Source organism: Aquimarina celericrescens (genome assembly GCF_042682765.1).
GTDB lineage: Bacteria > Bacteroidota > Bacteroidia > Flavobacteriales > Flavobacteriaceae > Aquimarina > Aquimarina celericrescens.
The window spans coordinates 264393-279616 of the sequence record NZ_JBHUHY010000015.1 but is presented as its reverse complement, the minus strand read 5'-3'; the positions used below and the strand labels follow the sequence as shown (position 1 = coordinate 279616).

General features: G+C 35.4%; 14 protein-coding genes and 2 tRNA genes. 10 read left to right on the top strand and 6 right to left on the bottom strand.

Annotated features, from left to right (window positions below):
- Nucleotides 1–14 precede the first annotated feature (14 nt).
- From ACFSJT_RS14210 to ACFSJT_RS14200, 3 genes are all read left to right on the top strand, one after another.
- The gene (locus ACFSJT_RS14210; protein ID WP_378320955.1) at nt 15–1109 is read left to right on the top strand and encodes a Nif3-like dinuclear metal center hexameric protein; all 1095 of its coding nucleotides are present in this window, start codon (nt 15–17) and stop codon (nt 1107–1109) included.
- A 3-nt stretch (nt 1110–1112) separates the two neighbouring features.
- Nucleotides 1113–1889: a zinc ribbon domain-containing protein gene (locus ACFSJT_RS14205; protein WP_378320954.1), complete on the top strand. Its 777-nt coding sequence runs from the start codon at nt 1113–1115 to the stop codon at nt 1887–1889.
- A gap of 67 nt (nt 1890–1956) precedes the next feature.
- Nucleotides 1957–3210, top strand: a complete 1254-nt coding sequence (locus ACFSJT_RS14200; RefSeq protein WP_378320953.1) for a glycosyltransferase family 4 protein — start codon at nt 1957–1959, stop codon at nt 3208–3210.
- On the opposite strand, the gene ACFSJT_RS14195 is transcribed toward ACFSJT_RS14200, so the two are convergent.
- From ACFSJT_RS14195 to proS, 5 genes are all read right to left on the bottom strand, one after another.
- Complete coding sequence (locus ACFSJT_RS14195) at nt 3191–3754, bottom strand: hypothetical protein (RefSeq protein ID WP_378320952.1); 564 nt, start codon at nt 3752–3754, stop codon at nt 3191–3193. The genes ACFSJT_RS14200 and ACFSJT_RS14195 overlap by 20 nt on opposite strands.
- A gap of 141 nt (nt 3755–3895) precedes the next feature.
- Nucleotides 3896–4144 (bottom strand): 30S ribosomal protein S20, encoded by a 249-nt coding sequence (rpsT, locus tag ACFSJT_RS14190; protein ID WP_378320951.1) that lies wholly within the window; start codon nt 4142–4144, stop codon nt 3896–3898.
- 34 nt (nt 4145–4178) lie between these two features.
- Nucleotides 4179–4250, bottom strand: a tRNA-Glu gene (locus ACFSJT_RS14185).
- Between the two features lie 70 nt (nt 4251–4320).
- Nucleotides 4321–4392, bottom strand: a tRNA-Glu gene (locus tag ACFSJT_RS14180).
- Between the two features lie 79 nt (nt 4393–4471).
- The gene (proS, locus tag ACFSJT_RS14175) at nt 4472–5950 is read right to left on the bottom strand and encodes a proline--tRNA ligase (protein ID WP_378320950.1); all 1479 of its coding nucleotides are present in this window, start codon (nt 5948–5950) and stop codon (nt 4472–4474) included.
- A gap of 99 nt (nt 5951–6049) precedes the next feature.
- On the opposite strand from proS, the gene ACFSJT_RS14170 reads away from it, so the two are divergent.
- A complete protein-coding gene (locus tag ACFSJT_RS14170) occupies nt 6050–7156 on the top strand; it encodes a hypothetical protein (RefSeq protein WP_378320949.1) in 1107 nt (368 codons plus the stop codon).
- Between the two features lie 181 nt (nt 7157–7337).
- A complete protein-coding gene (locus ACFSJT_RS14165; protein WP_378320948.1) occupies nt 7338–8867 on the top strand; it encodes an OmpP1/FadL family transporter in 1530 nt (509 codons plus the stop codon).
- Nucleotides 8868–9003: 136 nt separating this feature from the next.
- Here ACFSJT_RS14165 and ACFSJT_RS14160 read toward each other — a convergent pair whose 3' ends face one another.
- On the bottom strand, nt 9004–10512 hold the full coding sequence (locus ACFSJT_RS14160) for a T9SS type B sorting domain-containing protein (RefSeq protein ID WP_378320947.1): 1509 nt from the start codon (nt 10510–10512) through the stop codon (nt 9004–9006).
- A gap of 289 nt (nt 10513–10801) precedes the next feature.
- On the opposite strand from ACFSJT_RS14160, the gene folE reads away from it, so the two are divergent.
- From folE to ACFSJT_RS14135, 5 genes are all read left to right on the top strand, one after another.
- Entirely contained in the window at nt 10802–11479 is a 678-nt protein-coding gene (folE, locus tag ACFSJT_RS14155) for a GTP cyclohydrolase I FolE (RefSeq protein ID WP_378320946.1), read from the top strand.
- Nucleotides 11480–11516: 37 nt separating this feature from the next.
- On the top strand, nt 11517–13013 hold the full coding sequence (cysS, locus tag ACFSJT_RS14150) for a cysteine--tRNA ligase (RefSeq protein WP_378320945.1): 1497 nt from the start codon (nt 11517–11519) through the stop codon (nt 13011–13013).
- Between the two features lie 24 nt (nt 13014–13037).
- Nucleotides 13038–13283, top strand: coding sequence for a membrane protein insertion efficiency factor YidD (yidD, locus tag ACFSJT_RS14145; RefSeq protein ID WP_378321140.1), 246 nt, complete (start codon nt 13038–13040; stop codon nt 13281–13283).
- Nucleotides 13284–13388: 105 nt separating this feature from the next.
- A complete protein-coding gene (gene lgt / locus ACFSJT_RS14140; protein ID WP_378320944.1) occupies nt 13389–14321 on the top strand; it encodes a prolipoprotein diacylglyceryl transferase in 933 nt (310 codons plus the stop codon).
- A gap of 332 nt (nt 14322–14653) precedes the next feature.
- A complete protein-coding gene (locus ACFSJT_RS14135; RefSeq protein ID WP_378320943.1) occupies nt 14654–15214 on the top strand; it encodes a lipid-binding SYLF domain-containing protein in 561 nt (186 codons plus the stop codon).
- Nucleotides 15215–15224: the final 10 nt, after the last annotated feature.

Sequence of the window (15224 nt, the reverse complement as noted above, 5' to 3'; positions counted from 1 at the left end):
AAAAATACAAGATAATGCAAATAAAAGAGGTTATACAACACCTTGAGTCTTTAGCTCCAATGACCTATGCTGAAGATTTTGATAATGTTGGTCTGCTAGTTGGAGACCCTACCACAACAGTAACTGGGGTTTTGGTTACTCTTGATACTTTAGAAATCATCGTAGATGAAGCTATCGAAAACAATTGTAATCTTATTGTGAGCTTTCATCCTATTGTATTTAAAGGTATAAAAAAGTTTAATGGCAGTACTTATGTAGAACGTGTCGTTATGAAAGCTATAAAACATGATATTGCGATCTTTGCCATTCATACCGCTCTCGATAATGCATGGCAAGGCGTAAATGATATGATGTGTGAGCAATTAGGTGTAATCAATCGTAAAATCTTGATACCGCAAAGCGGAAATATAAAAAAACTAACCACGTTTGTTCCCTTTGCTGAAGCAGAAAAACTGAGATCAAAACTTTTTGAAGCAGGAGCAGGAACTATTGGCAATTATGATCATTGTAGTTTCTCATCAGAAGGAATAGGAACGTTTAGAGCCTTAGAAGAGGCAAATCCATCGATTGGCAAAATTGGAAAAACACATCATGAAAAAGAAACTCAAATTCAAGTAACCTATCCAAAGCATAAAGAGAAAGATATTTTAAAGGCACTTTTTAAAAATCATTCTTATGAAGAAATAGCTTATGAAACCATTACTTTAGAAAATAAAAACCAGCACATAGGGATGGGAATGATAGGTGAGTTAGCCGATCCTGTTGGCGAATTGGATTTTTTAAAAAATTTAAAGAAGGTTTTTAAAACCGGTTGTGTGCGACATTCTGAATTGTTAGGAAAACCCATCAAAAGAGTAGCTGTACTGGGGGGCAGCGGTAGTTTTGCGATAAAACATGCACAACAAGCTGGTGCTGATATTTTAATCACCGCTGATTTGAAATATCATCAGTTTTATGAAGCAGAAAAAGAGCTAATTCTAGCCGATATTGGCCATTATGAAAGCGAACAATACACAAAAAATCTAATTGTTAGCTATCTTCGAAAAAAAATCAGTAATTTTGCAATCATTTTATCGGATAAAAACACCAATCCTATTCAATATCTTTAAAATATGGCAAAGAAAGAAGTTACTGTTGAGCAAAAATTAAGAGCATTATATGATTTGCAATTAATTGACTCTAGAGTTGATGAGATTAGAAATGTACGTGGAGAATTACCTCTGGAAGTTGAAGATCTCGAAGACGAAGTAGCCGGATTAAATAAAAGATTAGATAAGCTGAATAACGACCTTGAAGCTATTGACGAAGGTATCAAGAGTAAGAAAAATCTTATTGAAGAGGCTAAAGCACTAATCAAAAAATACGGAGAACAACAAAAAAATGTTCGTAATAATCGAGAATACAACTCTTTAAGTAAAGAAATTGAATTTCAGGAGTTAGAAATTCAATTAGCAGAAAAGCATATCAAGGAGCACAAAGCTCAGATAGTTCAGAAAAATGAAATTATTGCTCAAACTAAGGAAAAGTTGGCCGAGCGTAACGCACACCTTACTCACAAAAAAGGAGAGCTTGATGCAATTTTAGCCGAAACCGAAAAAGAAGAGCAAGCATTAATTGCTAAATCTGAGGATTATCAAAAGCAAATTGAAGAACGTTTGATCAGTGCTTATAAAAGAATTAGGAGTAATGTAAAAAACGGTCTTGCCGTTGTTCCCATCGAGCGCGGAGCATCTGGAGGGTCCTTTTTTACAATTCCACCACAGGTACAGATGGAAATAGCTTCTCGTAAAAAGATTATTACCGATGAGCATAGCGGTAGGATTTTGGTAGACCAGGAGTTAGCCAAAGAACAAAAAGAAAAAATGGAAGCTCTTTTTGCTAAACTTTAGCAAGAGATATCATTAAAATATACAGCCTCAGTCTTACTGGGGCTTTTTTGATTCTAAAGTAAATAACATGAATCACATTCTAATTATTGGTTTTGTATGGCCCGAACCCAATTCAACTGCTGCTGGAACCAGAATGCTACAGCTTATAAAATTATTTCTTTCCCAGAATTGGAAAGTGACTTTTGCTAGTCCCGCTGCAAATAGCGAATATATGATCGATTTTGATGATCTGGGGATTTCAAAGATTAAAATTGAAATCAATGATCCTAGTTTTGATCATTTCATTAAGCAATTACAACCCAATATAATACTGTTTGATCGATTCATGATCGAAGAGCAATTTGGATGGAGAGTATCAAAATATTGTCCAAAAGCCCTAAAAATATTAAATACTGAAGATCTACATAGTCTTCGAAAAACAAGACAAGCATCTTTCAAAAATAATAAAAAATTCAAAATAAAAGATCTTTTGGAAAGCGATTTCACCAAAAGAGAAATTGCCAGTATTTATCGTTGTGATCTTACATTGATCATTTCAGATTTTGAAATGACATTGCTGAAAGATACTTTTAAAATTTCTGAGGATTTGTTGTGTTATTTACCATTCTTATTTGATACTATTACTCCCGAAATAAGAAACGAATGGCTGGATTATGAAGAAAGAAATCATTTCATGACTATTGGCAACTTTCGCCATGAACCCAATTGGAACAGCGTTTTATATCTTAAGCAAACTATCTGGCCATTAATTAGACAAGAACTTCCAGAAACAGAACTTCATATTTATGGCGCTTATCCCACACCAAAGGCAATTCAGTTACACAACGAAAAAGAGGGGTTTCTTATTAAAGGCCATGCCAAGAATACTAAAGAAGTAATATCGCAAGCCCGAATTTGCCTAGCTCCTATAAGATTTGGTGCAGGAATCAAAGGAAAACTTGTAGACGCTATGCTTTATGGCACTCCAAGCGTAACAACTTCTATCGGTATCGAAGGTATGTTCGATGAAGATACAGATTGGAACGGTTTTGTTGCAGACGACCCTTCAATATTTGCCAAAGCAGCTATAAAACTATATAACGACAACAATCTTTGGCGACAATCTCAACAAAATGGAATAGAAATCATTAATACACGCTTTCAAAAAGAAAGATTTGCTCCTTTGCTTATTGACATGATCAATATAAGATTATCGAATCTTGAAAAGTACCGCACTCAAAATTTTATAGGAAATATGCTTCAATATCATACCTTGAGAAGTACCGAATTTATGTCGAGATGGATTGAAGAGAAAACGAAGACTAATGCCCCAAAAGATTAACAAAGATTTGTTCAACACCAAAAATTATACCTATAATTAAAGCAACAATAAGTGCTGTTTTCCATTTTTCCATGATCACAAAAGTAGTTGGTTCTTTTTTTACATAGGTAAGGCTCTGAATTGCTTTTTTTAATTTGTCTTTATTGAAATATAAAATAAGAAGCAACAAAAGAAAATATAGGATCGCACTGGCTAGGGCTCCATATTTATCAAAAAAAATCATATCAAAAACAATGATGTTAGTCAAAATAGGTATTAAAATAAGGACTCCCAAAAGTTTAGTTTTTTCAAAAAGCAACAGAAATGCCCCTAGAAGCTGTGAAATTCCTATAAATAAAATGTATCCGTAAGAATAGCCCATGAAACTCCAGGCCAGATCAAAACCACTCAATTCAATTAAAGGAGTATTAGCAATTTCGTCTGGCAAATGTCCTCTACGATAAAATTGACCTCCCAGCAGTTTACCAGATCCATAGATAAACAATAGGAAGAAAACGTGCCATCTTGCTGCTAGTTCTAAGTAATGAGAAATTTTCTTGTTCATTTCACCTATAATTTTACTTTAGGACGAAAGAACTAAGGTTTTGGTTACACCAATGCTGTGATAAATTTCATTTTTATAAAACAAAAAAAGCTCTTCCATAAATGGAAAAGCTTATATATATCGTAAAGAACTGCTACTTATTTATAAAGCGGCTACGTGCTTAGCTAACTGAGATTTAAGGTTAGCAGCTTTATTCTTATGAATAACGTTATTCTTTGCTAACTTATCAAGCATAGAAACAACAGTTGGAAACAGAGTTTCTGCTTCTTTCTTATCAGCTTCACGCAACTTTTTAATAGCATTACGTGTAGTTTTATGCTGGTATCTGTTTCTAAGACGCTTTGTCTCGTTACTTCTAATTCTTTTTAATGCTGACTTATGATTTGCCATCTCTCTACTATTAAATTTCTTACTATAACATTTGTAGCCCGTAGGGGAATCGAACCCCTCTTACCAGGATGAAAACCTGGCGTCCTAGCCGATAGACGAACGGGCCATTTTTTCCTTTTCAAGGATTGCAAATTTATAGCTTTCACTTTAAATGTGCAACCAATTATCAATATTCGTAGCCCGTAGGGGAATCGAACCCCTCTTACCAGGATGAAAACCTGGCGTCCTAGCCGATAGACGAACGGGCCATAGTTATTTGTCTAATTGCGGATGCAAAAATACAACTATTTTTTAATGGCGCAAGTGTTATTTTATTTTTTTCTAAACTTAATATGCCTTAGCAAATAATACGCGAATTTTTGAAGGCTTTCCACTATAAACACAGCTCCCTTCCTCCTCTTTTGCATCAAAAGGAATACATCGTATCGTTGCTTTGGTAAGTTCTTTTATTTTCTGTTCTGTTTCCTCGGTTCCATCCCAATGCGCAGAGATAAATCCTCCTTTGCCTTCTAACACTTCTTTAAACTCATCGAAGGTATTTACTTCTGTTATATGTTCATCTCTAAATTGCTTAGCTTTTTGATATAAACTCTCTTGAATTTCTTTTAACAAAGATTCAATGGTTTCGACTACATCATTCTTTGCTACAAATTGTTTTGTTAAGGTGTCCCTACGAGCTAATTCTACAGTTCCTTTTTCTAAATCTTTAGGACCAATTGCAATTCGCAAAGGAACTCCCTGCAATTCATATTGGGCAAACTTAGCTCCCGGTCTATGCGTATCGCGATTGTCATACTTTACAGAAATACCTTTCTTTCTTAAATCTGCAACCAGTTCTTGAGCTACTTCAGATATTTGATTTAATTGATCTTCTCCTTTGTATATAGGTACAATGACTACTTGTATAGGTGCCAAATTTGGAGGCAAAACTAATCCGTTATCATCACTATGGGTCATAATTAAAGCCCCCATAAGTCTTGTCGAAACCCCCCACGAAGTTGCCCATACATAGTCTAATTTCCCTTCTTTAGAAGTGAACTTTACATCGAAAGCTTTAGCAAAGTTTTGACCTAAGAAATGTGATGTCCCTGCTTGCAAGGCTTTTCCATCTTGCATCAGAGCTTCAATACAATAGGTATCTTCTGCACCTGCAAATCGTTCGCTCTCTGTTTTTCTACCCTTTATAACAGGTATAGCCATAAAATTCTCAACAAAATCTGCGTAAATATTATTCATCTGTTCAGTTTCGGCTATTGCTTCTGCTCTGGTCTCATGCGCTGTATGACCTTCTTGCCATAGAAATTCAGCCGTTCTAAGAAATAATCGAGTTCTCATTTCCCATCGCACCACATTTGCCCATTGATTCACCAAAATTGGTAAATCCCGGTATGACTGGATCCAACCTTTATAGGTATTCCAAATAATTGCTTCAGAAGTTGGACGAACAATAAGTTCTTCTTCTAATCTAGCGTTTGGATCAACAATCAACTTTGAAGCATCTTCAGGATCTGTTTTTAATCTATAGTGAGTGACTACAGCACACTCTTTCGCAAATCCTTCAGCATTTTTCTCCTCTGCCTCAAAAAGACTTTTGGGAACAAACAAAGGAAAATATGCGTTCTGATGACCGGTTTCCTTAAACTTTCTGTCTAATTCTGCTTGAATTTTTTCCCAAATAGCATATCCGTAAGGTTTAATGACCATACAACCTCTAACTGCCGAATTCTCAGCAAGATCGGCTTTAACGACTAATTCATTATACCATTTTGAATAATCTTCACTACGTTTTGTTAAATTCTTACTCATAAATTGCTATTTGGCACAAATGTTGTGACTTTGTTAAATATAATTTTGTTAGCGCAAAACTAACTAAATTTGTAATGTTCAACAATAAAATAAGAAGATATGCGTCCTAAAAATTATTTTCAAAGAAACGGTGTCGCCATAGTTTTACTTATGGTTAGTGCACTACTGTTGACGTCTTGTAGTTCATATGAATATGTACCTTATAATGATGGTATTTATGGCCAACAAACAACTGGTCAAAGAAATATTGAAAGACAACCTGATAACAATAATACCCAGAAAAAAACTAATTATTATTCAAGTTACTTTTCTGAAAAATCATCACAAATAGACAATGTAATCGAGCAAAATGAAGTTTTTACTGATGTAGATTCTTATGCCAGTGAAGATTATGATAGTGCAGATACCACAGCAGTAGCCTTAAACTATGAAGTTGGGCAACCAACATGGGGAAGCAATCCTACTGAGGTTAATGTAAATATATTTGACAACGGCTGGAATAACTGGGGTCCAGGATGGGGACTCGGCTGGGGTTGGAATGCCGGATGGGGATGGAATGGATGGTATGGTCCAGGATGGGGACTTGGCTGGGGCTGGAATGGATGGTATGGCCCTGGATGGGGACTTGGCTGGGGTTGGAATGCAGGCTGGGGTTGGAACGCAGGCTGGGGATGGGGTAATCCATGGTTTGGTAGAGGTTTTTATGGTCATCACTATGGATTTAACCGAGGTTATCGAGGTTATTATGGCAGAAATAGATATGTTGCCTATAATGGTGGAAGAAACTCTTATGCTGCAAGAAGTCGAAACGGAGCTTACAACAATTCAAGATATAATACAAGATCTCGTAGTTCTACATATTCTGGGAATAGACAAGGATATACAAATCGCCGAAGAATATCAGCAGACGGAAGCAGAAGCAGAAGTTCTGGCTACTCAGACGGTTCCTACAATTCAAGGTCCAGATCCTCTTCTGCAAGCAGAAGTGGCTCTAACAGGTATTCTGGCCCTGCTACAAGAGCAAGAAGTGGCTCTTCAAGTCGAAGCCGAGGATATTCTCCTAGCTCCTCTTCCAGAAGCAGAGGGTCTTCAGGTTATTCGAGGGGAAGTTCATCTCGTAGTAGCGGGTATTCACGTTCTGGCGGAAGATCATCATCAAGAAGCAGTGGCAGTAGAGGCGGTAGCAGAGGAAGAGGCAGAGGATAAACCAAAACCTGATAATTATCAGCTAACTTTCTCGAATATCTTTCTAACTTTAATGATATTCTGTAATTCTAAAGTTTAAATACTTAATGGAATTAACATGATTAAAATAATCATTATTTCTCAAGGACAATGATTATTTTAATCATGTTAGGTTCTATAGATTAAAAAACAAATCAAACACATGAAAAAGCTATTCTTAGTCATAGGTGTATTATCTATGCCTTTTTTGAACGCTCAAGATATTACAGATGCCTTGCGCTATTCACAACAAGACATTATGGGAACTGCAAGATTTCGAGGAATGAGCGGTGCTTTTGGAGCACTTGGAGGTGATTTATCAGCGTTACAAATTAACCCCGCAGGATCAGCTGTTTTTTTAAATTCTTATGGTTCTATGACGCTTTCCTCAACCTCTATTGATAATGACTCAAATTACAATGATGACATTTTTTTCAATGGATTTAATAATAACAGTTCGTCAAATTTAAATTTTAATCAATTTGGTGCTATTTTTATATATGATTACTTCAACGAAGAATCTTCAGGAATTAATAGAATATCACTTGGTCTGACTTATGATCAGACCGCAGACAATGCAGATGAACTATTATCTTTTGGACAAAGCAGAAACTCAATCGATAGTTTTTTTCTTGAGGAAGCCCAAGGAGTTCCGTTAAATTTGATAACTAGAAGAGCTGGCGAAAGTGTAAATGAGCTATATACATTTTTGGGCGAAACAGAAGGATATGATGCGCAACAAGTTTTTTTGGGTCATGAAACATTTATAATAGAAGCCGATGATTTGGACAACCCTAATAATACTTCTTATTTTTCGAATATCGCACCCGGTAGATTTGATCAAGAATATTACTACGAAAGTACAGGTATTAATGGAAAGTTTACCCTTAATTTAGGTGCCCAAATAAATCAGGATTTTTACTTCGGATTTAATCTCAACTCTCACTTCATAAGTTATGACAGAGTTACTGAATTCTTTGAAGAAAACAATAATACCGGAAGCAACATAAACCAAGTTCTATTTACCAATAGACTATCTACAAGTGGAGCAGGATTTTCTGCACAAGTTGGTGGTATTGCCAAAGTATCTCAAATGCTTCGTCTGGGAGCTTCTTATGAATCTCCAACCTGGCACTATATCGAAGAAGAAACCACACAGCGACTGGAAACATTCAGCAATGCAGATGGGAGAGCAATTGTAAACCCTAACGTTATAAACATTTTCCCTGAATACGAATTACGAACCCCTGCTAGCTATACAGGGAGTATAGCTATTCTATTTAGCCAACGTGGATTGATAAGCCTAGACTATTCATATAAAGACTACTCATCTATCAAACTTAGTTCTGATTTTGGAAACGATTTCTCTGATCTAAACGCAGATATTGACACTAATTTACATGGAGCGTCAGTTGTGCGAATTGGTAGTGAATGGAGAAATGGAAACTGGAGTGTTCGGGGAGGATATAGTTTTGAAGAAAGTCCTTATAAAAATGATTTTATTCTTGGTGATAAAAATGGCTTCTCTGTAGGAGCTGGTTATAGTTTTGAAAAATTCAGATTTGATGTTGCCTATGATTATGTTGAGCAACGACGTGTAGAGCGCTTTTTTCCTAACTCGAGTTTTAACAATTTCGCTGTGGTTGATTCGTACAGAGATACCCTAACATTTACACTAGGAATGAACTTTTAACACGAATTGTATAAAAGAGACTGTTTAAGAAAGAGGACTCAAAAAACCTCATTACTTAAATTTGATATATTACTTCGCTATGATGGGAATTACAACTTTTTCAGAAAGCTTCTTTTTTATTTTATTTTTCTTTTGATTATCTAATAAGTGAAAAACTACCGGCAAAAACCCTTCTTCTCATATTAGGATCTCTAGGTTCATTAAATTCAACTCTAAACCAGTAATCAGAAGAAGGCATATTTCTTCCGTTGTAAGTACCATCCCAACCAGCACCTCCCGGTCTTAATTGCTTTAATAATTTACCATATCGATCAAAGATATAAATCAAAGCAGTAGGTTGATCTTCAATATTAATCAAACTCCAGGTATCATGAAACCCATCTCCATTTGGAGTAAAATACTTTGGATAACCCAATATCATAAAAATTTCTGAGGTTCTCTCACTTGCGGGACAATCTCTATATCGAGATACAATGCGATAATCTCCAGGAGGGACATTATCAAATACCGGTGAAGACTGATAAGGTCTGTACTCAATAAATCCATTACCCAAATCTCTTTCTAATCTGTGTTCGAAATCAGTAAATCCTAATGCCTGAATATCTATAGGAGTTGTGGCAATTTCGGCAGCGACTGTATAGCTTCCCGCAAAGGATTCTTCTGCAATATTAGGGGTGATTGCGATTTCAATAGCAGACACATCTACCACGTTTAAATCATCCCTTCCAACTTCTACTGTTCCTGCGGTATCCGAATAACCAATTAATTCATAAACGCCTTGTACACCTACTTCCAGAACCGGTGTATCAGTTTGACCTCCTATATTGGTAAAACTGTTAGGGTCAGATCCTAAAGATCTTGTCCTCCATTGATATGTGATCGCACCAGGAAAACGCCCCTCTATCGAAACAGGAAATTCGCCACAAGTAGCAATATCCTGCCCTACTCCAGGCTCTAAAATGCTACAATCGGTAGTACCTGCATTATCCTCCTCCAAATTGGTTTGTTGTAATTGTATTACACCAGCTTCATCAGAAAAGTTAGTGATTAAAATGAAATAATATTCTCCTGATTGAGCATTAGGTATAGTAAAGGTTTCTATAAAAATATTCTCTTCAGGAGTTCTTGCAAAACTACAATCTACAATAGCTGTATTGTCAAGGCCTAGTGGGCCTGTAGTATAAAAATCTGGATCGTCTACATTATTTACACATTCTTCAGGCCGAAGATTTTCTCCGTCGCCATTAAGATCACAACCTCGGGGCAAGTCGTCTTCACAATTAATAAAAGAAGTCGTAAAGGGTCCCCAAGCAATAAAATCAACATCCAATTGCCGCTCCCCTCTATCTAAATTGCTATTGCCATTTCCATCAACCCACTGCTGAATATCAAAGATTAATTCTCCTGCTTCATCAATCCTTAGAAAATACCATGAAGAATTACGTGTACTATCTAAACAACCCAAACCTTGAAAACTTATGTCTTCACCAGTAATATTCGGAAATGTTAATTCTTGTGCTGCATCAGAACAGAAGGGTTGTGAAGTCCTACAAGCTACATCAAAGTCTAACTGAGCAAACATCGAAGTTGAGCTGATGCACATGAGAAACAAGAATAATGAAATCTGAGGAAGTATTTTTGCCATTTTCATATAACGTTAAAATTTATATTTTTCTTGTGTAGGTCTAGATTAGGGCTCTAAATATACAGAACTTCTTTAAGAAAACAGATATATCCAATTGTTTAACATTGCTTTTACCAAGTAAAACAACAAAATCGTATCTTTGCAACCCATATAACGAGAGTATTATATAATTATTTCTCGTTATAATCCAAAAAGGAAGTAGAGTGAGATAAATTTAAAACCATTTTTTTAGATTCATCTCACTTTATTATTCTTCTTGGGATTTTGATTAATTATAAAAAATTGAAGTGTGAAAATTGACAAGGCCCTTGAAGCTATTGAAGCGCTAGGTGATAATCATGTAGCAACTAGCGCTACCACTCCTCTTAGAGAAGATGCCTTTAAACTTAGTGATAAAGAAAAAATTGCTTTGATTAAAGAAGACGTAAAGCATATTATGGAAACCCTAGGGTTGGATCTTACAGATGACAGCTTAAAGGGAACCCCACAACGCGTTGCAAAAATGTTTGTGAACGAAATCTTTTCTGGTCTTCATCCGCAACGAAAACCAGATGCATCAACTTTCAAGAATCACTATAAATACGGTGAAATGCTGGTAGAGAAAAACATTACGGTTTATTCTACTTGTGAGCATCATTTACTTCCAATTGTTGGGAGAGCACACGTTGCATATATCTCTAATGGTACTGTGGTAGGATTATCGAAAATGAATCGTATTGTTGATTATTATGCAAAAAGACCACAAGTACAGGAACGTATGACGATGCAAATTGTTCAAGATCTTCAAGTAGTCCTGGGGACAAAGGATGTTGCTTGTGTAATAGATGCAAAACATTTGTGCGTAAATTCAAGAGGGATTAGAGATATAGAAAGCAGCACAGTTACCAGTGAATTTGGAGGAAAATTTAAAGAAAAGTCTGTAAGAAGAGAATTCCTGGATTATATTAAATTAGACACTACATTTTAATCCGATTTTTATACATTACTTAGCATTAATTAAAATTATGACCACAGCTCCTTTGTACAAAACTCAAGAACTAAAAATTTATAATTCGCTTTCAGGAGAAAAAGAGACGTTCAAACCTATTACCGAAGGAAACATAGGAATGTATGTCTGTGGCCCTACTGTATACAGTAATGTACACTTAGGAAACTGCCGAACATTTATTTCTTTCGATATGGTATTTAGGTATTTAAAACATCTGGGATACAAAGTGAGGTATGTAAGGAATATTACAGATGCCGGGCACCTGGAGAATGATGCAGATGAAGGAGAAGACAAGGTGGCAAAGAAAGCTCGTCTGGAACAACTCGAACCGATGGAAATTGTACAACGCTATACCTTAGATTTCCATAGTGTAATGTCTAAGTTTAATGCAATTTCGCCGAGTATAGAACCCACAGCTACGGGCCACATTGTAGAGCAGATCGAAATCATAAAAACCATCATTGACAATGGTTTTGCCTATATATCCAATGGGTCAGTTTATTTTGATGTTCAAAAATTTAATGAAACCAATCATTATGGCAAGCTAAGTGGTCGTAACCTGGAGGATATGATTGCCAATACCAGAGAACTTACGGCGCAGAGTGATAAGAAAAATCCACAAGATTTTGCACTGTGGAAAAAAGCAGAACCCCAGCACATTATGCGATGGCCATCACCTTGGAGCGATGGTTTCCCGGGCTGGCATTTAGAATGTACTGTAATGAGTACAAAATACCTTGGTGAACAATTTGATATTCATGGAGGCGGTATGGATTTAAAATTCCCTCATCACGAGTGTGAAATTGCTCAAGGAGAAGCTGCCTGTGGTCAAACTCCTGTTAACTATTGGATGCATGCAAATATGCTTACTTTGAATGGAAAGAAAATGTCTAAATCTACAGGAAATACTATATCGCCAATGGAGCTATTTACTGGAGATAATGAATTTCTAGGAAAACCTTTTGATGCCACGATCGTCCGTTTTTTCATGATGCAAGCTCACTACAGAAGCATCTTAGACTTTTCTAATGATGCGCTAGAAGCTTCAGAAAAAGGATTCTATAGATTAATGGATGCGATGCAAACCGTAGAACTCTTAAAAACAGATCAAAAAACCGAAGGTTTTGATGTTCAAAAATGGAAATCAGAATGTTATCATGCTATGAATGATGATTTTAATACACCAATTTTGATTGCCAAGCTTTTTGAAGCTGTTAAATTCATTAATACGGTAAAAGAACAAAAAGCATCTATTTCTAACAAAGATTTAGAGGAACTTCGTCATACTATGTATGGTTTTGTTTTTGATGTTTTAGGACTAGTAAATATTAATGAAGCTGCTTCTGATACAAGTGATAAACTTTCAGGAACGGTGGAACTATTAATTAAACTTAGAACAGAAGCCAGAGCCAACAAGGATTTTGCAACAAGCGATAAAATTAGAGACGAACTTCTTGCCATGGGCATACAATTAAAAGACAGCCGTGAAGGCACTACTTTTTCTTTGAATTAATATATTTTGACTTTTAGATCAAGCATAAGGCGAGTATTGATATTTCCATTTATCGTTTTGGTAAAACTATATCAGAACTTGATTTCGCCGTTAACACCAGCAACGTGCAGATATCAACCCACCTGCTCACATTATACGATTGAGGCATTGCAAAAACATGGATTGTTCAAAGGGGGTATGCTTTCTGTAAAAAGAATTTTTAGTTGCCACCCATGGGGTGGTAGTGGTTATGACCCTGTTCCTGGAAAAGAAAATGAAAAAATGAATTAAGTAAGACAACTAAATAAATATTTGAGTTAAATCGTGATTCAGCTTTCCATGAGCTCGTTTCTGATATAAATACCTATATTTACCTTCGAAAAATAAAACTCATTCATGATATTCTCAAAAATAATCTGGAACCCTATTGAAGGGATTGATCTTGGCTTTTTTGTTATTCGTTTCTACAGTTTAATGTTTGTGGTTGCCTTCTCCTTAGGTTGGTATCTAATGAAAAAAATCTACATCCGTGAGAATATATCCATGGAAAAACTGGATTCAATTTTTATTTATGCTGTGGTTGCAACACTTATTGGAGCTCGTTTGGGCCATGTTTTCTTTTATGATTGGGATTATTATAAAAACAATCTTTTGGAAATTATCTTGCCCATTAGATTTAGTCCAAAATTTGAGTTCATTGGTTTTCAGGGACTCGCAAGTCACGGTGCCGCTATCGGAGTCATTGTAGCCATGTATTACTACTCTAAAAATGTAATCAATAAACACATTCTTTGGGTATTGGATAGGATTGTGATTCCTGTTGCCTTTGGAGCAATTTTTGTAAGGTTAGGGAACTTTTTTAATTCTGAAATTATTGGAAATGAATCGGGAGATTCTCCTTTTGGGGTCAAATTTGTTAGAGATGGATTGCGAAAATCTGAAGTTGTAAAAGAAACCGGAATAAGTAATGTAAATGATGCTTATGCCGCAATAGTAGAAAACCCCCAGTTTTCTAATCTGTTAGACTCTGTACCTTATAGACACCCTGCACAACTATATGAAGCATTTGGATATATTTTTGTTGCTGTCATTTTATGGCTGATCTATTGGAAAACAGATAAAAGAAAAAATCGAGGTTTTTTATTTGGAGCCTTTTTAATTCTACTTTGGACAGTGAGATTTATCGTAGAATATGTAAAGAAAAGCCAAGGTGGTTTTGAGGATTCTCTGGGCGATATTCTTTCTACCGGTCAATGGCTTAGTATCCCTTTCATTCTTGCCGGAATTTACTTTGTTGTTAGGTCTTATAAGCGTAAAGAGATTTCTTAAACCAACCAATTACATAAATTTCATTAAAGTGTTAAAACCAATCATTTTCTTAGAAAATGAAGGAATTTGCTATTTTCTAAAAAAAATTCCGAAAAATTAAAACAACACTTAACAAATGCCGTCTCTTAAATTGCAAAGTAAATTTCTCTTTGTGCTCTATTGATTTCATTATTGACTGTAAAGAAAAAATTATGCTTACATTTTTTTAAATTTTAAGAAAAATTGATAACAATTATAAGTATGATAAGTATTCTATAACTACATGTTAACGATTTTTCCTGTTCATATTTAATACTTTCGATGTTATAATCATTTTTAAAAACAGAACAACTATGAGATTACAACAATCTATACTTGCAGTTTTGCTTTTATGTTTCACTTTAGGGACATATGCACAAAAAGACGTAAAAGAAGAAAAAGATCTTCATGAAAGAGCAATGAAGGTAAAACAAAAAATGATCGAAAAAGATCCAACTCTAGTAACATTATTTGATACTGCTAAGGGTTATGCAATTTTTCCATCTATCGGTGAGGGAGGGTTCATCATAGGAGGTGCATCTGGTAACGGTGTGGTTTATGATAATAATACTTATATTGGAACAGCTAACTTAAAACAGATAGATGTTGGATTGCAAGCGGGAGGAAAAACATACGGGGAAGTAATCTTCTTCGAAAGTGAAGATGCTTTAGAAAAATTTAAAAATAATAAATTTAAATTGTCAGCAGAAATATCTGCTACCTTAATCAAAAAAGGCACTGCTAAAAAGACAAAATTTAAAAACGATATTTTGGTTTTTGTCTTACCGAAAAAAGGACTTATGGCAGACGCTTCGATTGGCGCACAACGGTTTACTTTTGAAAAAAAATCAGACACTAGAGTAAGTGATTTTTAAAAAAAAACGT

What these genes read in the sequence shown, in the direction of transcription:
- ACFSJT_RS14210 (WP_378320955.1), top strand. Translation starts at nt 15, where the DNA reads ATGCAAATAAAAGAGGTTATACAACACCTTGAGTCTTTAGCTCCAATG.
- ACFSJT_RS14205 (WP_378320954.1), top strand. Translation starts at nt 1,113, where the DNA reads ATGGCAAAGAAAGAAGTTACTGTTGAGCAAAAATTAAGAGCATTATAT.
- ACFSJT_RS14200 (WP_378320953.1), top strand. Translation starts at nt 1,957, where the DNA reads ATGAATCACATTCTAATTATTGGTTTTGTATGGCCCGAACCCAATTCA.
- ACFSJT_RS14195 (WP_378320952.1), bottom strand. Translation starts at nt 3,754, where the DNA reads ATGAACAAGAAAATTTCTCATTACTTAGAACTAGCAGCAAGATGGCAC.
- rpsT (WP_378320951.1), bottom strand. Translation starts at nt 4,144, where the DNA reads ATGGCAAATCATAAGTCAGCATTAAAAAGAATTAGAAGTAACGAGACA.
- proS (WP_378320950.1), bottom strand. Translation starts at nt 5,950, where the DNA reads ATGAGTAAGAATTTAACAAAACGTAGTGAAGATTATTCAAAATGGTAT.
- ACFSJT_RS14170 (WP_378320949.1), top strand. Translation starts at nt 6,050, where the DNA reads ATGCGTCCTAAAAATTATTTTCAAAGAAACGGTGTCGCCATAGTTTTA.
- ACFSJT_RS14165 (WP_378320948.1), top strand. Translation starts at nt 7,338, where the DNA reads ATGAAAAAGCTATTCTTAGTCATAGGTGTATTATCTATGCCTTTTTTG.
- ACFSJT_RS14160 (WP_378320947.1), bottom strand. Translation starts at nt 10,512, where the DNA reads ATGGCAAAAATACTTCCTCAGATTTCATTATTCTTGTTTCTCATGTGC.
- cysS (WP_378320945.1), top strand. Translation starts at nt 11,517, where the DNA reads ATGACCACAGCTCCTTTGTACAAAACTCAAGAACTAAAAATTTATAAT.
- lgt (WP_378320944.1), top strand. Translation starts at nt 13,389, where the DNA reads ATGATATTCTCAAAAATAATCTGGAACCCTATTGAAGGGATTGATCTT.
- ACFSJT_RS14135 (WP_378320943.1), top strand. Translation starts at nt 14,654, where the DNA reads ATGAGATTACAACAATCTATACTTGCAGTTTTGCTTTTATGTTTCACT.